Origin of the sequence: Pseudoalteromonas sp. APC 3893 (genome assembly GCF_030408095.1) — a bacterium.
Classification (GTDB): Bacteria; Pseudomonadota; Gammaproteobacteria; order Enterobacterales; family Alteromonadaceae; genus Pseudoalteromonas.
In genome coordinates this window covers 86,022-112,624 of sequence record NZ_JASDCD010000015.1, presented here as the reverse complement: position 1 = coordinate 112,624, position 26,603 = coordinate 86,022, and the positions used below count along the sequence as shown (strand labels likewise).

General features: G+C 38.6%; 22 protein-coding genes. 9 read left to right on the top strand and 13 right to left on the bottom strand.

Features of this window, described 5'->3' with window-relative positions; all coding sequences use genetic code 11:
• Positions 1-124: 124 nt before the first annotated feature.
• The gene (locus tag QMA12_RS15970; protein ID WP_290210630.1) at positions 125-1,663 is read right to left on the bottom strand and encodes an ATP-binding protein; all 1,539 of its coding nucleotides are present in this window, start codon (positions 1,661-1,663) and stop codon (positions 125-127) included.
• Positions 1,664-2,041: 378 nt separating this feature from the next.
• Positions 2,042-4,201, bottom strand: coding sequence for a S46 family peptidase (locus QMA12_RS15965; protein ID WP_087531516.1), 2,160 nt, complete (start codon positions 4,199-4,201; stop codon positions 2,042-2,044).
• A 213-nt stretch (positions 4,202-4,414) separates the two neighbouring features.
• Here QMA12_RS15965 and QMA12_RS15960 point away from each other — a divergent pair, with 213 nt between their 5' ends.
• Positions 4,415-5,212 carry a glycosyltransferase family 25 protein gene (locus QMA12_RS15960; RefSeq protein ID WP_290210629.1) on the top strand — a complete coding sequence of 266 codons (798 nt, stop codon included), beginning with the start codon at positions 4,415-4,417 and terminating at the stop codon, positions 5,210-5,212.
• 21 nt (positions 5,213-5,233) lie between these two features.
• Here the strand turns inward: QMA12_RS15960 and QMA12_RS15955 are convergent, their stop codons facing one another.
• The gene (locus tag QMA12_RS15955) at positions 5,234-7,018 is read right to left on the bottom strand and encodes a PDZ domain-containing protein (RefSeq protein WP_290210628.1); all 1,785 of its coding nucleotides are present in this window, start codon (positions 7,016-7,018) and stop codon (positions 5,234-5,236) included.
• A 209-nt stretch (positions 7,019-7,227) separates the two neighbouring features.
• Between QMA12_RS15955 and QMA12_RS15950 the strand changes: the two genes are divergently transcribed.
• The 6 genes from QMA12_RS15950 to QMA12_RS15925 all read left to right on the top strand — a co-directional run bounded on the left by QMA12_RS15950 (position 7,228) and on the right by QMA12_RS15925 (position 14,305).
• Positions 7,228-8,763 (top strand): GGDEF domain-containing protein, encoded by a 1,536-nt coding sequence (locus tag QMA12_RS15950; protein ID WP_087531519.1) that lies wholly within the window; start codon positions 7,228-7,230, stop codon positions 8,761-8,763.
• 38 nt (positions 8,764-8,801) lie between these two features.
• Positions 8,802-10,145, top strand: coding sequence for a nucleotide 5'-monophosphate nucleosidase PpnN (gene ppnN, locus QMA12_RS15945; protein ID WP_087531520.1), 1,344 nt, complete (start codon positions 8,802-8,804; stop codon positions 10,143-10,145).
• Between the two features lie 9 nt (positions 10,146-10,154).
• Complete coding sequence (gene xni, locus QMA12_RS15940; protein ID WP_290210627.1) at positions 10,155-10,937, top strand: flap endonuclease Xni; 783 nt, start codon at positions 10,155-10,157, stop codon at positions 10,935-10,937.
• Between the two features lie 99 nt (positions 10,938-11,036).
• The gene (locus QMA12_RS15935; RefSeq protein ID WP_087531522.1) at positions 11,037-11,423 is read left to right on the top strand and encodes a DUF3192 domain-containing protein; all 387 of its coding nucleotides are present in this window, start codon (positions 11,037-11,039) and stop codon (positions 11,421-11,423) included.
• A complete protein-coding gene (locus tag QMA12_RS15930) occupies positions 11,395-13,116 on the top strand; it encodes a hypothetical protein (protein WP_290210626.1) in 1,722 nt (573 codons plus the stop codon). The genes QMA12_RS15935 and QMA12_RS15930 overlap by 29 nt, the downstream gene beginning before the upstream one ends.
• Positions 13,117-13,297: 181 nt before the next feature.
• A complete protein-coding gene (locus tag QMA12_RS15925; RefSeq protein WP_087531524.1) occupies positions 13,298-14,305 on the top strand; it encodes an isocitrate dehydrogenase in 1,008 nt (335 codons plus the stop codon).
• A gap of 65 nt (positions 14,306-14,370) precedes the next feature.
• Here QMA12_RS15925 and QMA12_RS15920 read toward each other — a convergent pair whose 3' ends face one another.
• Positions 14,371-17,358 carry an immune inhibitor A domain-containing protein gene (locus QMA12_RS15920; protein ID WP_290210625.1) on the bottom strand — a complete coding sequence of 996 codons (2,988 nt, stop codon included), beginning with the start codon at positions 17,356-17,358 and terminating at the stop codon, positions 14,371-14,373.
• A gap of 499 nt (positions 17,359-17,857) precedes the next feature.
• Here QMA12_RS15920 and QMA12_RS15915 point away from each other — a divergent pair, with 499 nt between their 5' ends.
• Positions 17,858-19,582 (top strand): acetolactate synthase 3 large subunit, encoded by a 1,725-nt coding sequence (locus tag QMA12_RS15915; RefSeq protein WP_290210624.1) that lies wholly within the window; start codon positions 17,858-17,860, stop codon positions 19,580-19,582.
• A complete protein-coding gene (ilvN, locus tag QMA12_RS15910; RefSeq protein ID WP_087531526.1) occupies positions 19,582-20,079 on the top strand; it encodes an acetolactate synthase small subunit in 498 nt (165 codons plus the stop codon). Before QMA12_RS15915 ends, ilvN begins: the two co-directional genes overlap by 1 nt.
• Before the next feature lie 66 nt (positions 20,080-20,145).
• Here ilvN and QMA12_RS15905 read toward each other — a convergent pair whose 3' ends face one another.
• From QMA12_RS15905 to QMA12_RS15865, 9 genes are all read right to left on the bottom strand, one after another.
• Complete coding sequence (locus QMA12_RS15905; RefSeq protein ID WP_087531527.1) at positions 20,146-20,421, bottom strand: HU family DNA-binding protein; 276 nt, start codon at positions 20,419-20,421, stop codon at positions 20,146-20,148.
• Positions 20,422-20,628: 207 nt separating this feature from the next.
• Positions 20,629-21,162 carry a DUF3833 domain-containing protein gene (locus QMA12_RS15900; RefSeq protein WP_087531528.1) on the bottom strand — a complete coding sequence of 178 codons (534 nt, stop codon included), beginning with the start codon at positions 21,160-21,162 and terminating at the stop codon, positions 20,629-20,631.
• The gene (locus tag QMA12_RS15895) at positions 21,159-21,656 is read right to left on the bottom strand and encodes a chalcone isomerase family protein (protein WP_290210623.1); all 498 of its coding nucleotides are present in this window, start codon (positions 21,654-21,656) and stop codon (positions 21,159-21,161) included. The genes QMA12_RS15900 and QMA12_RS15895 overlap by 4 nt, the downstream gene beginning before the upstream one ends.
• A gap of 32 nt (positions 21,657-21,688) precedes the next feature.
• Positions 21,689-22,207, bottom strand: a complete 519-nt coding sequence (locus QMA12_RS15890; protein ID WP_290210633.1) for a DUF2878 domain-containing protein — start codon at positions 22,205-22,207, stop codon at positions 21,689-21,691.
• Positions 22,185-23,450 carry a cyclopropane-fatty-acyl-phospholipid synthase family protein gene (locus QMA12_RS15885; protein WP_087531531.1) on the bottom strand — a complete coding sequence of 422 codons (1,266 nt, stop codon included), beginning with the start codon at positions 23,448-23,450 and terminating at the stop codon, positions 22,185-22,187. Before QMA12_RS15885 ends, QMA12_RS15890 begins: the two co-directional genes overlap by 23 nt.
• Positions 23,451-23,479: 29 nt before the next feature.
• Entirely contained in the window at positions 23,480-24,217 is a 738-nt protein-coding gene (locus QMA12_RS15880) for a DUF1365 domain-containing protein (protein ID WP_087531532.1), read from the bottom strand.
• Positions 24,210-25,466 carry an FAD-dependent oxidoreductase gene (locus tag QMA12_RS15875; RefSeq protein WP_290210622.1) on the bottom strand — a complete coding sequence of 419 codons (1,257 nt, stop codon included), beginning with the start codon at positions 25,464-25,466 and terminating at the stop codon, positions 24,210-24,212. Before QMA12_RS15875 ends, QMA12_RS15880 begins: the two co-directional genes overlap by 8 nt.
• Positions 25,463-26,173 carry an SDR family NAD(P)-dependent oxidoreductase gene (locus QMA12_RS15870; protein WP_290210621.1) on the bottom strand — a complete coding sequence of 237 codons (711 nt, stop codon included), beginning with the start codon at positions 26,171-26,173 and terminating at the stop codon, positions 25,463-25,465. The genes QMA12_RS15875 and QMA12_RS15870 overlap by 4 nt, the downstream gene beginning before the upstream one ends.
• A complete protein-coding gene (locus QMA12_RS15865; RefSeq protein ID WP_290210620.1) occupies positions 26,170-26,601 on the bottom strand; it encodes a nuclear transport factor 2 family protein in 432 nt (143 codons plus the stop codon). The genes QMA12_RS15870 and QMA12_RS15865 overlap by 4 nt, the downstream gene beginning before the upstream one ends.
• Between the last annotated feature and the right edge of the window lie 2 nt (positions 26,602-26,603).

The window sequence follows — 26,603 nt, the reverse complement described above, 5'->3', positions numbered from 1 at the left end:
CTTATTATCTTCAATTGGGTATATTTCACCAGCTCAATATGAAACAGACTACTATGATAATTTAAACGAGTCAGGTAAAGTGGCCTGACTTAAACAAACTGGTCTCCGATGAACTCGGGGCGATTCAGCTTATTACTTCGCTATTTTCTAGTGTTAACAATATATAAGTTAAATAAAGTGGATTACCCTCACTTTTTTCATGAATTAATGTGACGATATCTTCATCATTGCAATCTAATTTTGTAATTCCATGTTTTTTTGCTAACTCTTTAGTATCCTGAATGCCCCAAGCAGGCAACTGGTGCTCCCTATAACTGAAGTCCTTTTTAAGAAAATTTAACTCTTCAACAGGCTGGGAGCCTAATACTATTGTTACGTTATCGGGAATGCATACCTGAGATATATTTTCTAGAATTTGAGTTTTTTCTTTAGGTAAGCTAATGGACGAACTTAGAACTCTATTAATATGGTCTAAGCCATCTACTATTATTACAAGCGGCTCTTCTATTTTTTGCAAAAGCAAGTTTAGTTCATCTAAGTTAGCCGCAAAAGTCTGATTTTTTACTTTAGTTAGCTCCGGATATACTTTTTCTATTCCGCTTATTAGATTTCCAAAAAATGTATTAGAGCTGACCCTTCTCTCAACAAATTCGTCTTCAGTACTTGTGAAACAATAATGGCGAAGAACATTTATTTCCTCACGTTCTAAGTAATCTATTAGATTGGTTAGAAACCATGACTTACCAGCTCCTGGTTCACCTGATAAAATTACTTTCTTGCTGTTTACAACAAAGTTATAGAATGAACTATATCTACAATCGGACTTAACGTTTTTACTCTGGTCAATTTCAAACTTTTGCTGAACTTTTCCAAAATCAGTTTTAATGCGCAGATCTTTCAATACATCTAGAGTTGCTACAACCGCAGAGTTGGTTCTATAACTACCAACGTGCTTTACAAGTCTCACTAAAAAATCAATGGTGTTAATATCATCGTTTGGATATTGTCCAATTCCTAGCCTTGTGGCTTGCGAGATTAATATTTTTTCTAGTTCATGTGGAGAATCAAATTTTAAACTGGCTTTTGGAAGGTTAACTTCAATTAGAAGGCATTCACAAAATTTTCGGAAATCATCTCTATCAATGTTATTTTCTTTTACATATTGCTTTAGACTATCCCAACGGTTGAAATTCTCAGGCTCAACTTCCCAAAGTTGGTTTATGTCGATCTTAAAAACTTTAGTTGGAAATGAGTCGAATGACGATAGGCTTGAAGGCTGAAGGTTTAACACCTTCAGAATTTTGCTTTCAACAGGCTCATCCCAGGCTAAACATAACCTAAATTCAGTATGAATATTGCTAAGAGCTTTCCATGATTCATATAATTTATGTAACGCTATCTTATAGTGGCTATCGGCAGAAAGGTAATCTTTGGTGAGCCTGACAGATGTCTGTTCATTGCTATATTTTACTTGCTTGCGTTGTACTTTATCCCCGTTAGTTATAACTAAGTCATCGAATCTATCCGGGGTATCTCCTGTCGTATGCTTTTTGTCTATTGAGAAGATGCTTTCTCGATTGCCATTTAGTATCTCTTCCAGTATGAAATAGCTTGTTATTAGATCTTGATAGTCATATCCTTCATGCGCATTATTTAAGCTCAAACTGTTCCTCACCTTGGATTTAGTATTAGTATTTTAATGCTCGGTTTCATTCTACATACCATTGACAAATGAGTCATCACAAAATAATGGATACAGTCACTCCATATTGCTATGCAATTAGGTTTATCAGCTAATCATTATTAAAATTTGGTCAAACACTGAAGCCAAGAAATGTTACGAGTCGTTACTCTAAGTAGGAATGGGGCAGAAACGAGTTAGTACCACCGTCCGCTTACATGGCTCTTTGCAGTCAATCGATAATGCAAAACACCAAGGTTAACTGAAGCTGTGTTTTGTCACACTCAACCCAACCTGCGTAAGAACCAAAAAAGGCGCTTCCTGTTAAGGTAAGCGCCCTCTGACTATTTTAGCTTTTACTTATTTTACGATTTTCATTTCGTCTAACAAGTTTTGTGCGTTATCTACTTTATCCATCACCCATAGCATATAGCGAGAATCAACGTGGATTGAACGGTTAAGTGCAGGGTTGTAATCCCAATCACCAATGATACTTTCGTATACACCGTCAAACAGTAAACCCACCAGCTCCGCTTTGCCATTAAGCGTTGGTGAACCTGAGTTACCACCGGTAGTATCAACATTTGATAAAAAGTTAACCGGCACTGTGTTCATGCCGCCGGTGTAGTCACCATATAATTTAGCTTTGATCTGCTTTTGCAGATTTTCAGGGGCATTAAACGGCTCAACATTGGTGTTTTTAGCAAGTAAACCTTCAAGTGAGGTAAACGGTGTTGCTACTAAACCATCCTGCGGAGAATAGCCACCCACCGTCCCGTAAGTTACACGGAGTGTGCTGTTTGCATCTGCGTACACAGGTTTGTTTTGTGCTTTATTATAAGCAATAATGGCAGCCATCAGTTGCGGGCGCGCAGCTTGTAGTTTACCAGCGAGTGCTTTGTCTTTATCTTCTTGTGCTTTCATAACAGCAAAAATGGCATCAGCATATTGAATAAACGGATCATTACTTGTCTTAATTTGCGAAAATGATTGCTGAGCCAATTTTAAACGTGTGTCTTCATTATTAAGTGATGATTTAGCATACATCTTATCTAGTAATGCACTGTGCTTTGCTTTATCAAAACCATTTTGTAAGTTAAATGCTTTATCAACCTGGGCGAAGCGTTCTTGTTTTGGTAGTGCGGCATAAAGCTCTAAAAAGTGCAGTAAGATTGCTTTATCAACATTTTCGTCAAAGCGGCGCGTCATACGTTTTAAGCCTGCTTCAAGTCTTGGCATATCACGCTCTTGAAAACCAGACTCACGCTCACTATTTGGTTTTTGCTTTTCATACGCTAAACGGTATAAACGACGAGCCGTACTGATCATTTGTGAGCGATGTACATAGCCTAACATGCGATCGCGTTCGTTATGCTCTTGTGACTGCTCAACTAATGATGAAAGTTCAGCTAATACGCTGCCGTATTGCTTCTTCAGTTTACGATCGTTATTGATCCAGTTTGTTAAGTCTTGTTCAAACTGTTTTTTACGCTCATACATAGTGCCTTTATTAAAGCTTTCGATCATTGAGCCGTAGTTTTTAATGTAATTGTTATACCCTGCAATAGTGCTTTCATAAGCAATGCGGGCTTTACTGCCATCTTCAGAGTTTTCTTCGATTAACGATACATATTTACTATTGTGAGTACGCGCTTTTGGGTAACTAGTATTAAATACGTAATCAACCTCTGCGGCAATGCGATAACGGTTTGTACGTCCTGGGTAACCCGTAACCATAACAAAGTCGCCTTCTTGAACACCTTTAGCACTCACACTCAAATAAGAGTCTGGTACGTAAGGTACGTTATCTTCGCTGTACTCAGCCGGTTTACCATCTTTACCAACATAGGCACGGTAAAAGGCAAAATCACCCGTGTGGCGTGGCCACATCCAGTTATCTATATCACCACCGTATTTACCTACGCCCATCGCTGGTGTATAGGCTAAACGAACATCTTTAATTTCGAGCGATTTTATTAAGTAAAACTCCAAACCACCATGAAATGAATACACATTACAACGGTAGTTATCATCCGCTTCACACTCTGCTACAAGTTGTTTTTCATTTTTTTCAAGAGCGTCGTAACGTGCTTTTGCACTGAGCTTTTCAGTGCCTTTAATCACTTTGTCAGTCACGTTTGTTACGGTTTCTGTTACATAAACACGAGAGCCAGGGGCTGCAGGTAAATCGTCTGATGCTTTTTTAGCTAAAAAGCCATTTTCTAGTATATTATTCTCTGGTGTTGAGTTGTATTGAATCGAACCATACGCACAGTGGTGATTAGTTACCACTAGCCCTTTTGGTGATACAAACGATGCTGTACAGCCACCAAGGCTGATAACAGCGTTCATTGGGAACTCCGTTAACTTAGAGATTGATTTTGCATCTATCTCTAGGCCTTTTGCTTTAAGTATAGATTCAAGCTCTGGTAGTTGATGTGGCTGCCACATACCCTCATCAGCAAATGAAGTACCTGTAAATGCCAAAGCACACAGTGCAATAAGAGGTTTTAAACGCATGAAATTTCATCCTTTTTGTTATTTATAAATTAGGTTACGCGTGAATAGTTAGGAGGGTCAATATTTCTGCGACCAAAGGCGGTGTTATAATGTAACAAAATGTATAAACACTTTGCACATGCTGAACTTTTAACTTAACAGCAAATGCTGCAATCAAATTGTCATCATTAATAGCTAAAATTTTAATAATTATTAAGAAAAAAGCAGCCAACGATGCCTACTATTTTTGTGATCAACCTTGAACGTTCACCTGAGCGATTAGCAAACAGCCAGCGACAATTAGCCGCACATGGGCTAAGTTTTGAGTGTATAGATGCAATTGATGGGGCAACACTTACGCCAGCACAAAGAGAAATTAATTACAGTCCTAGCCTCAATAAGCAAAAATATCACTACCCGCTCAGTGCTGGACAAATCGGCTGTTATTTAAGTCATCGTAAAGCGTGGCAAACTATTGTTGATAGGCAGCTTGATTACGCTATTGTGCTTGAAGATGATTTTATCTTAAAAAATGATCTTACCCATACAATCAAAAATATTGAACAAGCACCAATAGATTGGCAGATGATAAAATTATCTGCTTATCAAAACAGAAGCCGCTCTATTGCCTTCCAAGTTCCTTTACAGCATAAGCAACACTTAGTGATCCATAAAAAGTTGATGACAGGCTGTTGCGCTACTGCAATAAGTTTTGGCGGAGCCAAACAATTGCTAGCAGCGACTGAAAAATTTGGCCGCCCTGTTGATTGTGACTTACAACATATATGGGAAACTAAAGTAGCAGGCTATTCGTTAATGCCTTATCCGTTTGCTCAAAACTGTGAACAAGTTAGTGATATTAAAGCACGTAGTGCGGCCAGTGTTAAAAAATCATTTTTCGCACGCAAAAATCAACAATTAACCAGTGCTATAAACAATCACTTTGCTACGGCTGCATTTATTAAAAAGACGAAACGCACTTTTCACACCCCTAAAAGTAAAAAAGGAGCCGCAGCTCCTTTTTACTCATAACCTAGAGTCACTAAATAGTATTTATTTCTTAGCGAGTTTTGGGTGTTCAACACCCATCCATGCTTTAAATAATGCCATTTGCTGCTCATTGGCATTTTTAAGCGCCACTACCTTTTTAGCTTTATCAAAGTCTTCACTGAGCACTAATGTCGTACTTTGTAGTTCATCACGGCGAATGTAATCAATCGTTACTTTGTCACCGGCTTTGAATGTCTCTAACGATGCTTTTAAGTCTTTTCCAACATGCTTTTTATTGATAGCAACGATTTTATCATCGGTAGTTAAACCAGCCTGCCATGCTGCGCCACCACGACGAACATGAGTAAGGGTAATTAACTCACCGGTATTTTTAGCAAAGCTGTCAATACTGGCCACAGACTTTGCACCTTTAGGACGAGCAAGTTCTAACCCTACTTTTGCTAAAAGCGCATCAAAATCTATCGCTGCTGGGCTATCGACATTCGTAGCCCACCAATCACTATAGTCCCGCCCCGTTAAGTCTTTTAAAATAGTTTTAACATTCTCAGCAGTAAAACCATGTGGCATTTTGTGATCTTTATACAGCGCACGGTGAACATCGCGGTAACTTTGCTGACCGTTACTTTTATCGAGTAAGTCTATATCAAGCGCCATTGAAATTAACGCGCCTTCTAAATAAATATTAGTGCTGTAATTACGGGCATGATCGCCACCTTGATTAATCCACTTATCAAAGCTCGTTTCAGTGGCACTTTGTACTTCACGTCCAGGGGTTTGTAAATGACGGTTAACGGTTTTTGTTAAGGTTTTAAGAAACTCATCGGTAGTTGAAATACCCGCACGTACCATCAAATGATCTTCAAAATAGCTAGTAGAGCCTTCAGCAATCCAGAGTAATTTATCAAAGTTCATATTCGTGTAATCATAAGGTACAAGCCCTTCTGGGCGATAGGCTTTTACATTCCAGGTATGAATAAACTCATGAGCTGCTGTTGAAATAAATGCAAGGTAATCTTCGCGTGAGCCAAAACGATTACGCGGGCGTTGAATAATCGTCGAGTTTAAATGTTCAGTGGCTCCCCCTGCTCCAGATGTTGCATGCACCATAAATACATATCGCTCATACGGGTAGTCATCCCAAATTACGTTGCCTGTAGTAACGAGCTTTTTTAAGTCTTTAAGCATTAGATCAACATCGTAATTACCTTCGCCCCAAATGACTAACTCGTAATCTCGGCCATCAACCTCAAATTTATGTAATTGGTTGATACCTGTTTCGATGGGTGAATCTACCAGTACATCGTAATCAGCCGCTTTAAAACTATGCTTTGAACCGTTATTTGCCATGCCAGAAACTGAACGCCAATCTTTTGGAACATCAATCTTGACGGTAACTGGCTCTTGACGAAATGATTCGCTGAACATAAAAAAGCCTGATGCATCAATAAATGCATGGCTATCATCAATATGACGAGCTCGTTTACCTAACTCATTGGCATAGATTTGGTAATCGATATTTACTTCGGTTGGTTCATTAAGGTGTACGCGCCATGTACTGGCGTTTACTTTTTCCCATTTAAGTGCTTTGCCATCATCATCTTTCGCTGAGAAATAGCGTACTCCATTAGCTAAATTTAAAATTTCATAACGACCTGTGCGCCATGCTGGTAACTTTACGTCTAAATGTGCTTGTGCCGTTTGAGGGAACTCCACACTGACATTACCTAAGTGGTGCGCAGGCTCAGTGATTGACAATGAATAATTAACATCGGCCATGGCCGAATGTGACAGCGCAGCGGCAATTGATAAAGCTAAAAACTTTTTCATAAAAACTCTTAATATTTATAATTTATTACCGAGGAGCCTAACAACGATAGAAAAAAATGTGAATTAAAAGCGACAAAATCCAGGTCTATTAAGGTCGATGAATAAAAATCAACATCAAATCCTAAGTTTTTGACTTGGTAACTACATTTGTGCCAATTTTGTTGTAAACTTAATGCTATAGACAATTTAATCAATGGCGGTAACTCTTAGTGTCAGAAAAGCTCGATGTTTTAAATAAAAAGCTAAAACAAGCCATTGATACACGTATGGTACTCGAAAATGCGCGTAAGTATCAGGTGGATACATTATCAAACCTAACAGCTAAACTTTCTCTGAGTTGTAAAGGGTTGGATATTGAACTTGATAACCGTTTAGCTAAGTTCAGAAGTGCACTTTCAAAAGGTGTCGACTTTGAAAATTTCGCTCCACTGATTGATGAAATTTTAGCTTTATTGAAAACCCAAGAAGCGCAACAAACAGCCAAGCAGCGAGAATTATATAATAGCGTATTAGATGCAGGTAAATTATTACAAAAAACCAAAGGTTTACCTGACGCGACCCGTAGAACTTTACGCCATCTTTTAGACCACGAGCTGAATAACGTACAAGCAACCAACGATTTCATCCCAATTTTGAATCAATTAGTGGCTATCTACCACCAAGCATTGAATGTAAAGCTCACGCTTTGCCAAGAAGAAGCGGGTACTAGCCAGCCAGGCTTAGCAAAAGAGTTACTCACGCTTGCAAATGATTTGGTGTTTGAAGATGAAGCCGCTGATCAAGTAAAAGCTATTAAAAATAGAATTTCTGAAACAGACACGGTTGATGACTTACTCAATGCAGCCATTGAGATTATTCGCATTATTGCGAGTAACATCTGTAAAGAGCGTCAATCAGCACAAAGTTTTTTAGTTTCATTAAATCAAACCCTTGAAGAATTACATCATTCAATTGTTGCAACGAGTAAGCACTCTGAGTCTATGGGGGCAGAATTTGATGCGCTTAATAAGCGCATTGAGAGCAAAATTAATAACCTGACAACTCAAACGCAAGATGCTACCTCTATTTCATCTTTAAAAGCCTTAGTCGATAATGAATTAAAATCACTCAGCAAAGATTTAATTGAAAAAGAGCGCCTTGAACAAGAAGACAGGCAAGCGCTGATAAAAAGCTTTAAAGATATTAACCAGCGCGTAGGTAACTTAGAAGGCAAATTATCTAAATATAAGAAGCGCTTACATGAACAACGCTTTAAAAGTTTGCTTGATGGCTTAACAAAGCTGCCTAATCGAGCCGCATTTGATGAACGATTTAACCATGAGTTTCATTTATTTGCAGTGCAAGAGTTTGATGTTACTTTGGTTGTTATCGATGTTGATCACTTTAAATCAATAAATGATCGATATGGCCATAGCGCTGGAGATAAAACACTGCAAGTGATTGCAAAAGCATTACAAATGTCGATTCGTAAATCAGATTTTATAGCGCGTTACGGTGGTGAAGAATTTGTATTACTTATGCCTGGAATGTCACTAGAGCATGCGAGCGCGCCGCTTGAAAAACTACGCAAAGCAGTAAAAGGCATTCCCTTTAAATTTAGAAGTAAAAATGTTGAAATAACAATTTCAATCGGTGCAACCCAGTTTAAAAAAGGCGACACCCCTTTAGAGGCTTTTGACCGTGCCGATGATGCACTCTATAAAGCAAAAAATACAGGTCGTGATAGGTTATGTATTAATAAATAACAACGACTAACCAAGCAGTTACAGCAAGGAATTTGCCTATGTTAATACAGTTAAACCCGACAGGTGTGTTAGATTTACTGTCGCAATTAGAAGTTGATTTATTAGAGCAGTCCTCTACCAGTGAACGCTATAAGCTATTTAGAAATTGCGCTCTGGCCGTCTTAAACGTTGGCAGTCATACCGATTCAAGCCTAGAAATTTATAACAAATACGAAAACTTTGATATTCGTTTATTAAGCCGTGAACGCGGCATTAAAATTGAATTAGAAAACCCACCAACAACGGCATTTGTTGATGGCGAAATTATTACGGGTATTCATGAACACATTTTTTCTGTTATTCGCGATATTCTCTTCATCTGTCAAAAATATGAAAAAGATCTAACCGAACAAAAAGCTATAACTCATATGGTCTTTGATATGCTTCGTAATGCGGGAGCATTAAAGGTCGATAGCGATCCGAGTATGATTGTGTGCTGGGGTGGCCACTCGATTAGTGAAATAGAATACAAATACACCAAGCAAGTCGGTTACGAATTAGGGCTACGTGGTTTAAATATTTGTACCGGCTGTGGTCCTGGTGCAATGAAAGGGCCAATGAAAGGGGCAACCATTGGCCACGCCAAACAACGTAATACCGATAATCGTTATCTAGGTTTAACTGAGCCAAGTATTATTGCCGCAGAGCCACCCAATCCTATTGTTAATGAATTAGTGATACTGCCTGATATTGAAAAGCGATTAGAAGCATTCGTTCGTACAGCACATGCAATTATTATTTTCCCGGGCGGCGCTGGCACAGCAGAAGAGTTGCTTTATCTATTAGGTATTTTATTACATCCAGATAATCAAAAGCAGTCGTTGCCAGTTATTCTTACTGGACCTAAAGAAAGTGAAAGTTATTTTATTGAATTGTGTAAATTTATAGAGCTGACATTAGGCCATGAAGCCTTAACTAAATTTGAAGTAATCATCGACGATCCGCAATTAGTGGCTGTAAAGCTCAAGTCAGCTATGGCCAATGTCCGCGATTATCGTAAAAGCCAAGGTGATGCTTATTACTTTAATTGGACTTTAAAAATAGATAACGACTTTCAACAGCCTTTTGCTCCAACCCACGAAAACATGGCGGGGTTAGATTTGCATTTAAATCAGCCTAAGCAAATTTTAGCGGCTAATTTACGTCGCGCATTTTCTGGCATAGTGGCAGGCAATGTAAAAGATGAAGGCATTCAAGCAATCAAGAAACACGGCCGATTTGTACTCAGTGGCGAACCTGCAATAATGAAAAATATGGATAAATTGTTACAGGCATTTGTCGCGCAAGGGCGAATGAAATTACCTGGGACAAAATATATCCCTTGTTATGAAATAAAAGCTTAAAGGTTACATGTGTCTGGACAATTACTTTTAATAGATGCGCTAAACTTGATAAGGCGCATCTATGCCGTTGATAGTAACCAAAACAAAGGTAGCGAAGAGCAAATGATTATGACCTGCTGTCAACGCGTTGCACATGCTTGTCAAAAACTCATTCGTTCATCACAAGCAACCCACGCAATTGCGGTATTCGATGGCGATAGAAGTTGGCGTTATCACTATTATCCACAGTATAAAAATAGCCGCTCCCCGATGCCTCAAACACTCAAAGATAACTTAGCTAAATTTAGTAAAGCAATTGAGGAGACAGGGATTGTTGTATTCACCCCAGAAAATGATGAAGCCGATGATATAATTGCAACACTTGCTTTTAAAGCCGCGAGGCACCATGTATCAAGCACTATTGTGTCAACTGATAAGGGGTTTTTGCCCGCTTTGAGTAGCACAATCCATGTTTATGACTATTTTAAAAAAAGCTACGTAGAGCAACAAAGTATCCTAGATAGATTTAATGTAGAGCAACACAGATTGCTCGACTTTTGGGCGCTTGCAGGCGATAAAACCAATGATATTCCTGGTGTAAAAGGAATTGGCAGCAAAAGTGCGCAGGAGATTATTAGAAAACATCAGGATATTACCCAAGCACTAGATGATGACACACTCTCAGTGGCTATTCGTAACAAGCTAAGTACTGGAATGGAAATGTTTATCATATCAAAACAACTTGTTAGCCTACGAACTGATATCCATTTAGGCTTTAGTTTAAAGCAATTAAGACTCAACTTATCGCATTAACATAGCTGTTAGCTGCAGCTATGCGTATACTTGATAACAGAGCTTATCTTCATATGATCAATGTAGTGGCGCAGATGCGTCCGACTTTAAGAGAGTACAATGTTTAAAAAGGTTTTTCGTTACATCATACTAGGCCTAGGTGTTTATGCACTTATCGCTACTTTAGTAATTACCTTTTATAAAGATGATCCTCAGGCGATGATTTGGCAAGACAGAGAAGCGTTTAATAAACGCTTCATTGCAAAGCTAAGTATTGAACAACCGACAAATTTAAATCATGTATTGGATGATTTAGGCAGTCCTGACTTAACATATGCAAAACGCGTTGAAGAAAACGTATGGCAGATTATTTTTTACCGTACTCAACACGTTAAATCTGACGGTATTACCACAATGGATGAATGTACCGGATTACTATTTAAAAATGGTGAGCTCATTTTATGGGGCCCAAGTGCTTATGAAACCTATATGCGCCGGGCTGACTAAGTTAATGCAAAATTCACCTTCTGAGCCGCTCATTTCCTTATATGAAAAAACACATCAATTATTGCGCCTATATAATGATAAAGAGCAATGGCCTCACACTTACCCACTATTGAATCAGCTTGCTGAGCAATTTTATCTGCTATATAAAACAAATCCAAATGCCCTACAAGCTCAACTGAGTTTGTATGTTGAAAGTTATGGTTACACTACAAATTTAGTTGTTACACAATGCACTCTTATCGCAGTTTTTTGTAAGAGCCTTAGTTATAACACGCAGGTATCACAGCTATTGCTCGCCGTTTGCCTCACTAATTACTTATGTGTTCAAGTACAGACGAATAAATTAGCTAAACAACACACTCTCAATCCGCAAGAGAAAAAACAATGGCAAGCGCGCCATCAATTGGCAATAAAGTTATTACAGTCGGCAAAAGTAGCCACGCCAAACATAGCTCGGATATTGGCTCCACTGAACAAATATAAGCAAGCTTTATTGAGCACGCCAAAAATCATGATTTATGACGGTGCAACAACACTGGTCGCTCTGGCCAACATTATTGCCATGAACATTACATACCGTGCTGCAAACGACCATGTAAGCTTATACAAGGCAGTGGCTGATATTTATGTACGTACCCCAAATAGCTTTGCCCAGCACGCATTAAAATCACTGATTAGTGAGATTGGACCCTACCTACCAGGTAGCATAGCTATCTTCTCTGATCAGCAATTGATCTACGTTGGCAAAATCAGTAAAAATAAGATACTAATCGTTAACTTAAATGATGAGAAACGAGTTCGCTGGCACGCGATATCTGGTAAAATTAGTTGTCAAGACAAGCAACGCCCAACCAAAGACAAACGTTTGATCTACGGTATTTGGTTTAATGAACACCTTGCAGCCCCTATTAACACTTCAGTGCATACTCAACAGCAGATTATTTTATTAATTAGTCAACTGAAAATTCAACACGAATATTCATATCACGCAATTGAAAAACTGTTAAAGAATCAAACTAATACCATAAACAATTTACGAGAAGCCGTTAAACCCTATAATAAAGAGCATTTAGCAGGTAAAGATCTACGCCATTGCTTATCTATGGTGGGAATAGATAACGCACCAGCAATTATACAACGGGTTCTTTTTCAGCAGCTTGTACAAACCCATCACCACCCTTTACAAGAACATATTAGAATTAGAACGGACGCGATTATTAAAATATTAGCATTACTAGTGAGTAAAGATACTAGCTTGCAATTTGAACAACTTACATTACCCGTTTATGCATATGTAGCCTATTTATTTGACTACTGTAGTAATGCGCTAAGTCGTAAAATATTAAGCGATGATGAAGCCAAAAGTGATATTAGTCGCCCTCTGGCATGGCTATTTGGTGTAGAAAATCACGATAGCGAGCAATTATCGATTTCATTACTGAATCTAGTTGGTGATAACCCTTGGACCCAGCCTTTACTTGATGCAGAACAAAATAAAAAACAAAAGCTCAGTGTTGAATCCCAGTTATGGGTCTGCGTTAAACTTTTAATACTCAATGTGTTTCGGCCTGAAGTACCACTTAGTAGTTGGCAAAATCAGACTATAAATAGCGTGCTTAAGAATTTAGGTTGGCAAAGCAGTCAGCATTTTTATGCGCATTTGCCAGACTTAAATTTGTCATCTAGCGTCTGATACCATCATTTTATTAGACATATTGCCTAATTTAACGGGTTTTAGTGGAAATTTACTGAATAAATTGCTATAAAAGCCGCTTAAATTTTCATATTCATTCACGTAAATAAATCTAACATGCGATCGCAGATTGTTTTTGCGAACTATTTATGTGCATTTCTAACTTTAATAGGAAAACTTCATGGCTAAACAAACCATCACAGTGATCAAAGGCGACGGCATAGGCCCAAGTATTATTGATTCAGCTCTTGAGATATTACAAGCCGCAGGATGCGATTTTGATTATGAATTCGTTGATGCAGGTCTAGCCGCGTTAGAAAAAACGGGTGAGTTATTACCGCAAGAGACTATTGAAACTATTGCACGTAATAAAATCACACTTAAAGGCCCGTTAACAACGCCTGTTGGTGAAGGTTTTACTTCAATTAACGTAACACTGCGCAAGCAGTTTGGTCTATACGCTAACGTACGCCCTGTTAAATCATTTGTTGGTACTAAAGCACGTTACGAAGACATTGATATCATAACAGTACGTGAAAACACCCAAGGTATGTACTCAGGCTTAGGTCAGGTGGTATCTGAAGACGGTAATGAAGCCCAAGCTATGTCGATGATCACACGTGACGGCGCAGAAAAGATCTTAACATTTGCTTATGAGCTTGCAGTACGTGAAGGCCGTAAAAAAGTAACAGCGGTACATAAAGCAAATATCTTAAAATCAACTTCAGGCTTATTCTTAAAAGTTGCCCGTGAAGTTGCTGAGCGCTATCCAGAGATAGAATCAACTGAAATGATTGTTGATGCAACGTGTATGAAACTTGTTATGAGCCCTGAAGAATTTGATGTAATCGTTACAACAAACCTATTTGGTGATATCTTATCTGACTTATGTGCGGGTCTTGTAGGCGGTTTAGGAATGGCTCCTGGTGCTAACATTGGTGAAGATGCCGCTATCTTTGAAGCTGTACACGGCAGTGCTCCAGATATCGCAGGTAAAAACCTTGCTAACCCAACATCAGTTATTTTAGCATCTATCCAAATGCTTGAGCATTTAGAAATGGCTGATACAGCTGAACGTATTCGTAGCGCAGTTGCTGACGTTATTAAAACGGGTGACCGTACTACTCGCGATTTAGGCGGCAGCCACGGCACCACTGATTTCACTCAAGCTGTGATTGATCGTCTATAGTTTAAAACATCGTTTTGAATATAAAAAAGCCAGTTTTCACTGGCTTTTTTCTTACTAATTTCATGTTATTTTCTTCTAAAGCACACGCCTAACAAACCGAGTAATACCCAGCCGAATGAGCCACCACTTGAACCAGAACTTGTAACCTGCTTTTGTACTGTGACCAACAAAGTAAATTCAGTTGTTTGCGCGGTTTTATCATCAGTAACTGTTAAAGTAACCGTATAGCTACCAGCTTGCTGATAAGTATGGGTTGAGTCTGCTGTGTTGGCTGTTTCGCTGTCACCAAAATCCCATAAATAGCTATAACTTCCGTAACCACCTTGTGTATCACTTTTAAATGCAACGGTTAAATCACTTGCAGAGTACTCACCTTGCGAATTTAATGGCACTTCAACTACTAGATTTTTATTTAAAGTAACGACTTCACCCTTGCTATCAGTCACAATAAGAGATAGAGCGTAATTACCGCTCAAATCATAGTTATGTGACACTGATTTAGTAGTTGCTGTATTTCCATCGCCGTAACTCCAAACATAGGTGTATGGCGCTTGACCACCAGTTACAACTGCCGTTGCAGTTAGTAGGCCTTGATCGATCTCACTGTTAATACTTGCGATTTCTAATGGTGCTGTCAGTGTAATTGTATATTGCTCTTGAGTCGTCTCACCTGATTCGGTTGTTCTTAAAAAACGAACCTCATAACTTCCATACTCTGAAAAAGTCACTGTTGGTCTGAGTTCATCACTTTGCTCATCATTACCAAACTGCCAGTTGAAACTGTCTGTGGGGGTTAACTCCATTCCGTTAATTTCAAACGTCACTGTTAAGTCATTCGCTGTATACGCAATACCAGTTTGGGCACTGTAATTTAGATCAACTTCAACGTAAGAGCTATCAGATGCTTGATCAACAATGGAAAAACTAAAACCAAATGGGTTAAGTGCTACACCTGACTCTCGCTGTGCCGAAAAGTTATAATCAGCTGTATCAGTAAATTCACTGATAGCTGTTAAATGTTCATCGCCCAAACCTTGATGCTGTGAATACACACTAAATGCAGCATCGCGGATTTGAATATCTGTACTTGCAGGGGATTGGCTTGTTCCTTTCGCGATTGCATTTTGATCAGCATCTACAACTAAAATTAAGCCCTCTCCCGGATGCGCTGAGGTATTATTATTCTCATAGCCTAAATTTGCTAACCAAAGCAATAAGCCTGGAGAGTATTGTTCACTTTGCAAACCACTATCAATGCCTTCGTAGCTACGTAGTTGCAAATAATAGTGCTGTGGGGTGTCATAAATATACTCGCCAATTCGGCTAAAACCATTTGACGTAAACGCACTTTTAAACTCTGCGTTATCTTGCCAGATTACATTACCATCTTGACTTATTTTCATATCATCGACGACAAAACCATAGTATTCAACAAGGTTGTCTGTCACATACTTTATTGTAAGATCCACGCTTTGCCCGGCAAATTTAGAAAGATCAAAAGTATGTTCCAGGTAATTATTTGGCTGTTGTGCATTAGGGTGAAATAATGAATCCCCTGTAATAAAATGCTGCACATTTGGGTAATAAGCATTTGTTTGTGACGTGTATTGAGAAGCTATTGCTTGACCATTAACAGTAATTTGCACGTAATCATATTCGTTTTCAATACTATAATGCGCTTTTAGAGTTAATAGGGTCTGTTTATCTGTTGCAGGAATTGTAATGTCCTGCGCCATAGTATTATTTAGGTTATTACCCCTACCTGAGTAATATTGAAATTTACCTTCTACAGGTTGTTTAAATCTTTTTAATGTAGCAGGTAACTCAACTTTAATTTGGTTCAACAATTTATCAGTCGCACTGGCATGACTAATAACGGGGTTATTTATTTCGTTAACTCCACTTAAATCTAACGTGAGCTGATTTAGCCAGTTCCCACTGTAGCGATTTTGTAAATACTCCAGTGCATAAGGGCTAAACATAACTGGCTCTGAACCTTGTGGCGAACCAGCCCAACTGCCGCTTGACATTACAGACCAAGAAGCAACAGGCTCACCAATATTAGTGCTAACTAAATCGTACTCATCTGGCAAGCCTAAATCGTGACCAAACTCATGTACAACCACGCCAATACCCGCATCGATTGGATTAATAGTATACCCGAATAAATCAACCGAGCTGTTCGGTAGCTCTGTTGGCTGAAATTGGTCATTATAAACATAGAATCTATGGGACCATATGGCATCAGTTCCTAATACACCTCCACCGACTTCTTCGCCAACACTCGAGTGGAAAATCATAACATGATCGATAATTCCATTAGGTTCATTAGTGATTCCATCACCATCAATATCGTCCAAATCAGTTAAATCATACTCGCTTAAATCTATACTAAATTGATTTGCGGCTTTTTCTACTGCTTCTTTAACTAGACTTGGCGCATCTATATCTTTGTTATCCCCTTGCCGCTCACCATAAGCTTTAGCGTTTTTATCCGCCTGCACCCAGCCATACACTTGCCCTGTAAAGTTAAAACTATTGCCTGATGCTTGTTGGTAGTATTGATACACACTATTTAAGGTTTGTCCGCTAGGCCCTTCATAACCCGATGTTGAAAACAGCATTTGTTGATAATGTTGCACATCATAGTCAGTATAATACATTGCTGTATCTGTGATTTCTAAACCATTATCGTTATAAGGTAAATCGGGGAAATCGACTAAAATAGCCAATACTTTAACGGTTGTTTTTGTATCTGTAGGTGAAAGTGTTGAGCTATGAGCTTGATGTTTAAACTTAGTTTGTGTAACTAGCCCAGCATGTTTTTTAACATAGTCAGCAGCATGAATAGGGGTAGGTTTACCGATGAACTCATTAACAGCAATATTTTTATCTGAAGATTCTTTCAATTCGTTTCGTTTTTCAAGCCAATAGAGAATTCGTTCTTTATTAACAACACCAATATCAGTTGGGCTCGATGAGTATGCTTTGGCATTAACTAAACCTGTAAACAATGACAAAACAAGTGTGGCGCTTAACTTTATATATTTCACTATGAAGCCTGATTCATGCTTTTAATAATTTTTATAATAACAAAAAAAGACCGTACACATAACAGTAACATCAGCTGCGACACTCAAAAACACAAAACGCATAACTTCTGCTTTTTTTGCGTAATTTGAAATGCATTTCATTAAAAATAAAATGAAAAATAGAGAAAAAAGAAATATTAATGCAGGTTAATCAATTTAAGTATTGACATTAGGTGTTAAAAGACTTAAAAATAAACTATTAAAATAAGTTATGATTTAGTTAAGTGTTATGCACATGCTTCGCTAATCTATATAAATTAAAAGACACTTATAATGAAATATCAAATTCGCCTTTTTAACGTGCTCGTACTGGTCTTAGTCTTAAGCCCAGTGGGGATGTATTGAAAAGTGAATTCGCTTTTTAAAAACCCCCGCCACAAACGGGGGTTTTTTTATGCTTTTAAATAAAATACCTTAGCTACTTTTAAAGTAAGGGTCGATGGCACGCAGAGGAATGAGGATGAGTACACAACAATATAATGGTTCTGAACTAGTTGTTCAGTCATTAAAAAAATTAAAGGTAAAGTATATATTTGGCTACCCTGGTGGGTCTGTTCTTGATTTATACGATGCTCTATTTCAACAAGATGAAGTAGAGCATATTTTAGTCCGTCACGAACAAGCTGCAACACACATGGCCGATGGTTATGCCCGTGCTACTGGCGAAGTAGGCGTCGTTTTGGCAACCTCAGGCCCAGGTGCAACAAATTGCATCACAGGCATCGCTACCGCCTATATGGATTCAATCCCAATGGTTGTCTTATCCGGTCAAGTACCGACAAGCTTAATTGGTGATGACGCCTTTCAAGAAACAGATATTGTTGGGTGCTCTCGCCCGATCGTTAAACATAGCTTCAATTGTCGTAGTGCAGAAGAAATACCAGCAATAATGGCAAAAGCGTTTTATATCGCAAGTACAGGCCGTCCTGGCCCTGTGGTAGTTGAGCTACCTAAAGACATGCTTAACCCTGCGCTTAAATATGATTTTCAATTCCCTGCTACGTCACAGCTACGTACCTATAGTCCTAATACAAAAGGTCATTCAAAACAAATTCGTAAAGCTGTAGCTGCTATTTTAGAGGCTAAAAAGTTAGTTATCTATTCTGGAGGCGGTATTGTTATATCGAATACCTCAGAGCAGCTTACTCACCTAGTTGAATCATTAAATGCGCCTATCACTAACACATTGATGGGATTAGGCGGCATTTCAGGTGTCCATCCTAACTTTATTGGTATGCTTGGGATGCACGGTAGTTTAGAAGCAAACAAAGCGATGGCCAATGCCGATGTAATTCTAGCACTGGGTGCACGTTTTGATGATCGTGTGACGAATAACGTCAAAAAGTTTTGTCCGAACGCAACTATTGTTCATGTTGATGTTGATCCTACATCTATTTCTAAAACCATTAAAGCCCATATACCTGTTGTAGGTTGCTTAGCGACGGTACTTGAACAATTACAAACAGCCATAGATAAAAGCCCTATCAATATCGATCGCAGCGCGCAAGAGGATTGGTGGCGACAAATTATCAGCTGGCGTGAACAAAAATGCCTAAGTTACAGTACTGATGGAGACAAAATTAAACCTCAAGCGGTTATTGAAGCCATATATAAAGCAACAAATGGTGATGCCTATGTAAGCTCTGATGTCGGTCAGCACCAGATGTTTGCGGCGCAGTATTACCCATTTAAAAACCCACGCCAATGGATCAACTCTGGTGGTTTAGGCACTATGGGCTTTGGTCTACCCGCGGCAATGGGTGTTAAACTGGCATTTCCTGATAAAGAGTCAATTTGTGTTACGGGTGATGGCTCAATTCAAATGAATATTCAAGAGCTTTCAACTTGCTTACAATATAACCTAGCGGTAAAAGTTGTATCGCTGAACAATCGTTCACTGGGCATGGTTCGTCAATGGCAAGATATGATGTATAACGGCAGACACTCGTCTTCTTACATGGAATCATTACCCGACTTTGTCAAACTGGCCGAAAGCTATGGGCATGTAGGTATTCGTGTCGATACGCTCGAAGATTTACAACCTGCGATAGATAAAGCAATGTCTATCAATGACAAGTTAGTGTTTTTAGATATCTGTGTTGACGAAAAAGAACATGTATACCCAATGCAAATTAAGCTCGGTGCTATAGATGAAATGTGGTTACGTAAAGGAGTAAAAGCATAATGCGTCGTATATTATCAATCTTACTAGAAAACGAGCCTGGCTCACTATCACGTATTGTCGGCCTTTTCTCGCAACGTGCCTATAATATAGATAGCTTAACAGTTGGCACAACTGACGATCATTCATTATCCCGTATAACAATTACGACTATGGGTGATGATAGAATCGTCGAGCAAATCACCAAGCAAGTGAATAAACTCGTTGATGTGCTCAAGATAATCGACTTAACAGAAATGGCGCATATTGAACGTGAACTACTTTTAGTGAAAGTATTTGCGCAAGATGAAACAAAGCGCGCAGCAGTAACGCGTGTAGTGGATGTTTTTCAAGGTGCTATATTAGATATGGGCCGCAATAGTTATACATTACAGCTTGTTAGCAGTATCGATAAAATCGAATCATTTTTAGATACCTTACGTCATGAGACTGATATTATCGAAGTAGTGCGCTCTGGTGCTGTAGGCATCGGCCGAGGAGATAAAGCCTTAAAAGCTTAGTATTTATAGGCTTACAAAAAAAAGGGCTAATTAGCCCTTTTTTTATTAATAAGATAAAAGTGCTTATTAAGGATTAACTTGGTCTTTAAGACCTTTACCCGCTTTAAAGCTTGGGATAGTTGCCGCTGAAATTTGGATTTCCGCACCAGTTTGTGGGTTACGGCCAGTACGTGCTGCACGCTCTTTTACAGAGAAAGTACCAAAACCAACTAGTGCAACTGAATTACCTTCTTTTAAAGAATTCGTTACTGCGCCAGTGAATGCGTCAAGTGCGCGAGTTGCTGCTGCTTTAGAGATTTCTGCATCAGTAGCGATTTTTTCAACTAATTGAGCTTTATTCATTTGTTAAATTCCTATTCGTTATTATTTTGCCTTCGCAAAACCTATCTTTATGCATTTTTAAAGTATTGGCAACAGCAAATTGCCATTTTTGCTTAAATTCTTAAAAAATGGGTAAAATTTAAATAAATTGCCGATAAAAGTATGATTTTTCATTAATCAATACTGAATAAAGAGGCTTGAAAGCCGTTCAGTTTAGCAATTTCTGTATCATTCAACTTTTTCGATAACTAAGGTCACTTCCCCAACCTCAACGCCAAACTTATCAATAGCTGTGCGGTTAATCAAGCGAGATTGTGTTACCAAGTACATCCAATCATCAAAATCCACTTCTATTTCGCTATCATCCACTTCTAAAACTAGAGAATAAGTCCAATGAAACACACTGCCACTGCTTTTCCCTTGCGCTATACCCAATACATCACTGGCTGTACCCGTTAAGGTATTATCATCGTTTAGTGTAATGTGCCATACACGGCGCTGAGTTTCACCATCATCATAAACAAAGTCTTCTTCAATGGTGCCCTTATTCCCTTCCCAGTATGCATTCATCTCTACAACGAGCTTACGGGTTAACTCACCTTTAAAATCTTGTACAACGCCATACGCTTTGAGCTTGCCATTAAAAAACTGCTTAAAGTTAAATTCTGGACCTGTATCTTGGTAATGTTGCACATCGGGTGCGGCACAGCTTACCAAAAGTGTGCAAGCGAATAATAAACTAACAGCGATAAATCGTTTCATTCTTGTGCTCCAATGAGTTGTTTTCGCATCTGCGGTTCTGATGTATTCTCAGATAGCCAAATAGCTAAAAAACTGTCTGTAAAATCAGTGTCATCAATACCACCAAGCTTTTGCTCATTATGGTAAAAAACACCCTGCCTCTGTTTATCAGTAACATAAGTGAGGCTTTCGCCTTCTTTAATATCAGGCCACAGTGCCAGTAATTGTTGGTCATATTTTCCAACCAGCGAACTTTTGCCTAAATGCTGCCATTGCTCATTAGTCGCTTTGATAATATCTTTGGCAGCAAAGTCCCTTAAGTAAGTTAAAGTTAATCTAGCTGGGTGCTGACCAAACTCATAGTTACCTGATGGAGTGGCAAGCTTAGCATCATAAACATCCCAAAAATAATACTCAAAACGACTCTCTCCTACCGGTTTAAACTCAGCTGCAAAACAACAAAACGATAAAACCAGCAAGGGGCTGCAAAGCAAAATAAACAGTGAGTTACGCATAATCTATCCTCTTACATTACGGTGATAGTTGATTAAATATTCTGACTAGGTTGGGACTGAACGTACAGGGCCGCCTTTTTGTTGACAAAAATAATTACGTTAAACATTAGCGCCCAAGCAAGACCATAACTAAGCCAAAAAAACCAAAGTGGATTTACTATGCTAATAACTTCAAATCTAGCTCCAGCCCAGTAACTTGTGGGTGCAAAAATGGTGCATACGACCACTGATAGATACCACGGCAAGCGAGTTAAAAACCCCATGGAGGTATTAATAGTAAGTAGTAACGCACTCCACAGAAGCACAAACCAAACAGGGTAAGGAGTGGCTTTAAACTCAAGTAAGCCAAGTTGCACCATCATAAATTCAAAACTAAGCGCTATGAACAAACCAATAATTAAAATTATTACATCTAATTTTCGCTGCTTAGATAAGTAAAGCATGAGCGCAATAATGCAAACTATGGCAGGTATTGCTTGGCCTTCAAGGAGCAGGGCCATAAACCATACCCCTTGAAACAGCAAAAAATTAATAACCGAGTGCAATGTCATCACTTGAATGGCTAAATCTAGGCTTACGTGCGACTAAGTGAACAGTGCTCGTCACACGAGTCCTAAAAGCCCCTTCACAGTAAGCTAAGTAAAATAGCCATAATCGATAAAAACGCTGGTCAAATTTTACTTTATCTATTTCAGGCCAGCTTGCGATAAATCGTGCACGCCAATCAGCTAAGGTCCGCGCATAATGAACACCAATGTCTTTCACACTGTGCACCACCATGTCAGACTGTTGCATAATTTGTTTGTTCATTTCGTCAATACATGGCAGGCAGCCACCAGGAAAAATATATTGCTGAATAAAATCAGAGTTTTTTAAGTAATGTTGATATCGTTGATCTGCAATAGTGATTGCTTGGATCAACATAGCACCTGTGTCTTTAAGTAGCTCATTACATTTTTTGAAAAAACTTGGTAAAAACTCGTGACCAACAGCCTCAATCATTTCAATTGATACAAGCTTGTCAAAGCGCCCTTCAAGCAAACGGTAATCTTGTTTTAACAACGTAATTTTTTCAGTTAAACCCAGCTGAATTATTTTCGCTTCAACATAAGCATGTTGTTCATCAGAAATAGTAGTAGTTGTTACATGGCAGCCATAGTGAGTCGCTGCATAAATTGCAAAAGCGCCCCACCCAGTACCGATTTCAATCACTGAATCACCTTGTTGTAAATCGACCTGCTGGCAAATTAACGCTAACTTATGATTTTGCGCTTGCTCCAATGTTGCATCTTTTGAAGGGTATACAGCACTTGAGTACAACATTTCTGTACTTAAAAAAGAGGAATATAACTCATTGCCTAAATCATAATGAGCAACAATATTTTTTTTCGATCCTTGCTCAGAATTTTTGTTTTTTAAATGATTTAACCTAAAGTGAATGTTACTGAGGAAGGCAAATTTTTTCTCAAAAGCATCAAGTTGCGCCTGGTTAATGGCAAAAATTTCGATTAGCTTGGTCAAGTCATCGCAATCCCAGTGACCTAAAATGTAAGATTCACCAGCCCCAACACTACCCGACAATGCAAATGCTTTGTACATAGCTGCATCGTTAACTGTCAGCTTAACTGCGCGCTGTTTATCTGCTTTGTTACCAAAGTGGATCACATCATTAGAGTCAATTAACGTGATCTGCCCCTCTTCAATACTATTAAACGCGCCAAATACCAGCTTTTTATATATTTTTAGAAGCCAGTTACTACTTTGGCTATTTGATAAACTGGATACTTTTTCCATTACATCACCTAACTAGTTATGGAGGAGGCTTAAGTGCCGCTTCCTGAGTGACCTATAAACGGCACTCGCTTTATAAACAACTTAAAGGCATGAATATAAATACCTTTAAAAATACTCCAAGTCATCGCTGGAAACTGCTTTAAAACAGCGCTTACATGCTGTTTATTTAACGACTGGCGTTTAAGTCTTAGTGTTGCATCAAACAACAGCTCACTTTCTTTTTTGTTTTCGATATGAATAAGTGCATGATCTTTACTAAATCGCGTAGACCAGTGGTAGTTCATATCTAAATCCATAAAAGGTGATACGGAAAAAACCTTTTTAAAGTTCACTTTCTTTTCAAGTTCAACTAAATAATAGTGACGTTCATTCCACGGGGTATTGCTTACCTCAGCAACCATGTGCGTAAAATCGCCTTTATCTGTTTGGTACACAAAAAAGTTAACAGGGCTAAAATAAATACCAAAACAACGTAGCTGCCCCAACATATAAACTCCACTGAAAGAGTCAGCTACACCAAGCTCAGCTATTTTAGTGAGTGCTCGGGTATAAATAGAATCATCGCTTAAGCTTGCGGACTTTAGATAATCTGATTGCTCAAATTTTAATGCTTTAAAACCTTTTGTACCAAGTTGAGGGTGTATATTATTTAGCAGTTCAGGGGCTGATAAATCAACCCACATCATATACAAAGGGTATTTAAATTGATGGGATTTCACCGCAAATCGACGATGCCTAACATCCCCTGTATAGATAGCGCTATTCAAATTCGACACCTAATTGGCGAGCTACATCAACAGCACTCTTAACTCCATCTTCATGAAAACCGTTATACCAATACGCCCCACAAAAATAGCTATTATTGTTACCATCTATTTGGTGTTTTTGCTGCTGAGCAGCAATAGATGCTTTGTTAAACACTGGGTGATGATAGGTAAATTCACGAAGAATTTTATCTTTATCAATGCCCTCTTTGTGGTTTAAGGTAACGCAAAACTGAGTGTCACTTTTAATACCCTGCAAAATATTCATTTGGTAAGTCACCACCGCCGCTTTATCGGTATTGTCATTCAGTAAGTAGTTCCAACTTGCCCACGCCGCTTTGCGTTTTGGTAAAATACTCGTATCAGTATGCAATATCACAGAGTTTTCAGAGTATGGTATGGCCCCTAAAATGGTCTTTTCATCATCTGATGGCGCCTGTAATAGCTTAAGGGCTTGATCGGAATGACAGGCAAAAATCACTTTATCAAACTGTTCAGATTGACCACCTTTAAAATGAATTGTAACTTTGTCATCAGCCCTTGATACCGTTTCAATATTGCTGTTTAAGCGAATTTTATCTGAAAAGCCATCAATTAAAGGGGTTATATATTCGCGCGAGCCACCAGGGATCACATACCACTGTGGTCTGTTTGTGATGTCTAATAGACCATGGTTGTAAAAAAACTTAACAAAAAACTCAACACCAACACTGCTCATCTCTTTTATGCTGGTTGACCAAATTGCAGCCCCCATAGGTAAAATATAATGATACCGAAAAAAATCATTGAAACTGTGTATATCTAATAACTGCCCAAGGGTTTGCTCTTGCTTGTAACTGTTTTCACTGTGTAACGCTTTACATAGCTTATTAAAACGAACAATATCATTGAGTAACTTATAAAAACGAGGTCGTAATATATTGCGTTTTTGAGCAAACAGACTAGCAAAAGTATGACCATTATATTCAAAACCCGTTTGTTCATTATGCACACTGAAGCTCATCTCAGTGGGTTTTCGTTCAATTCCAATGCGCTTTAATAGTTTTTCAAAATAAGGATAAGTTCGGTCATTAAATACAATAAACCCAGTATCAATGGCATGATCAATACCCTCTACATTCACATCCACCGTAGCAGTGTGCCCACCAATATAATTGTTCTTCTCAAAAACAGTAACGTCATGGTACTTATGAAGTAAGTGAGCACAACTTAAACCCGATATGCCAGAACCTATTATTGCTATTTTTTTCAACGGGATAATCCTTTTGCAAGTTTAAGCCAAAGCGGCAAAGGTAAAATACGTAAACATTTTAAGATGAGGGTAAAACGGTATGGAAAGTGAACTTCTTTACGGCGCTTTTGTACCCCTGAGATAATGTATTCAGCGGCTTTTTGTGCGCTAACAGCCATAGGCATTGGGAAATCATTTTTATCAGTTAAAGGTGTTTTGACAAAACCAGGGTGGACCAGTGTAACGTCAACATCATTAAGGTCCACCGCTAAGCTTTTAGCTAGATAGCTCACACCTGCTTTTGAAGCACCATAAGCCTCTGAACGAGGCAGTGGTAGATAGGTAACACTTGAACTAACTAAAACAAGTTGCCCACCCGATTTGATTTTAGGCAGAAATGCATCCAAACAGTAACCCATTGACAGTAAATTAGTCGTGACAACGCGAGTAAATAAGCTGCTGTCAAAGTTTTTTGCATCATCAACGTATTCACAATTTCCCGCATTGAGGATAACTCTATCAAAGTGAGGGTAAGCAATTGTTGCGCTTTTTATTGCCTGTAAATCTGTCGCATCGAATTCACAAGCTTGGATATTGTTATGCTTTGCAAGCTGCATCAGCTTTTGTGTATTTCGCCCACAAGCAATAACGGTATCACCTAAATCTGCGTACTTCGTAGCTAACTGTTCGCCTATGCCTGAAGTGGCACCTGTAATTAAAGTAATCATACGCCAGTTGCTCGCTTATCTATAAGTTTAATGACAGATCCAACGACGGGAATGTGCCGGTAAAGTAACTCTCCTACATCAAAATAATCTTGATGAGTGATTATTTTATCGCCGTTAAAAGTAAGGTGACTGTGGCCATTAACGTCAATTTGCTTATGCGATGCCAGCTTAGGATGACGATAACTCATAACCCAATACACAAATGCATTATCACCACTGCAATGAGACGATTTGATGTCAAACTGACACTCGGTAACATTACTGTATAAGTCAGCAAAGTATTCATGCAATTGACTTAGCCCAGAAACCTTATGAAGTGGATCTGAAAAAACAATATCATGATGATAAATATCAGCTAACAAATGCAAAGTGTGTTTATTTAACTGCTGGTAAATATTGACGAACGTTTCAACTTTGGCAGTGCTCATCT

What these genes read in the sequence shown, in the direction of transcription:
- QMA12_RS15915 (WP_290210624.1), top strand. Translation starts at nt 17,858, where the DNA reads ATGAGTACACAACAATATAATGGTTCTGAACTAGTTGTTCAGTCATTA.
- QMA12_RS15930 (WP_290210626.1), top strand. Translation starts at nt 11,395, where the DNA reads ATGAAACCTATATGCGCCGGGCTGACTAAGTTAATGCAAAATTCACCT.
- QMA12_RS15900 (WP_087531528.1), bottom strand. Translation starts at nt 21,162, where the DNA reads ATGAAACGATTTATCGCTGTTAGTTTATTATTCGCTTGCACACTTTTG.
- QMA12_RS15955 (WP_290210628.1), bottom strand. Translation starts at nt 7,018, where the DNA reads ATGAAAAAGTTTTTAGCTTTATCAATTGCCGCTGCGCTGTCACATTCG.
- QMA12_RS15965 (WP_087531516.1), bottom strand. Translation starts at nt 4,201, where the DNA reads ATGCGTTTAAAACCTCTTATTGCACTGTGTGCTTTGGCATTTACAGGT.
- QMA12_RS15905 (WP_087531527.1), bottom strand. Translation starts at nt 20,421, where the DNA reads ATGAATAAAGCTCAATTAGTTGAAAAAATCGCTACTGATGCAGAAATC.
- QMA12_RS15865 (WP_290210620.1), bottom strand. Translation starts at nt 26,601, where the DNA reads ATGAGCACTGCCAAAGTTGAAACGTTCGTCAATATTTACCAGCAGTTA.
- QMA12_RS15885 (WP_087531531.1), bottom strand. Translation starts at nt 23,450, where the DNA reads ATGGAAAAAGTATCCAGTTTATCAAATAGCCAAAGTAGTAACTGGCTT.
- QMA12_RS15870 (WP_290210621.1), bottom strand. Translation starts at nt 26,173, where the DNA reads ATGATTACTTTAATTACAGGTGCCACTTCAGGCATAGGCGAACAGTTA.
- ilvN (WP_087531526.1), top strand. Translation starts at nt 19,582, where the DNA reads ATGCGTCGTATATTATCAATCTTACTAGAAAACGAGCCTGGCTCACTA.
- ppnN (WP_087531520.1), top strand. Translation starts at nt 8,802, where the DNA reads ATGTTAATACAGTTAAACCCGACAGGTGTGTTAGATTTACTGTCGCAA.
- QMA12_RS15890 (WP_290210633.1), bottom strand. Translation starts at nt 22,207, where the DNA reads ATGACATTGCACTCGGTTATTAATTTTTTGCTGTTTCAAGGGGTATGG.
- QMA12_RS15895 (WP_290210623.1), bottom strand. Translation starts at nt 21,656, where the DNA reads ATGCGTAACTCACTGTTTATTTTGCTTTGCAGCCCCTTGCTGGTTTTA.
- QMA12_RS15925 (WP_087531524.1), top strand. Translation starts at nt 13,298, where the DNA reads ATGGCTAAACAAACCATCACAGTGATCAAAGGCGACGGCATAGGCCCA.
- QMA12_RS15935 (WP_087531522.1), top strand. Translation starts at nt 11,037, where the DNA reads ATGTTTAAAAAGGTTTTTCGTTACATCATACTAGGCCTAGGTGTTTAT.
- QMA12_RS15960 (WP_290210629.1), top strand. Translation starts at nt 4,415, where the DNA reads ATGCCTACTATTTTTGTGATCAACCTTGAACGTTCACCTGAGCGATTA.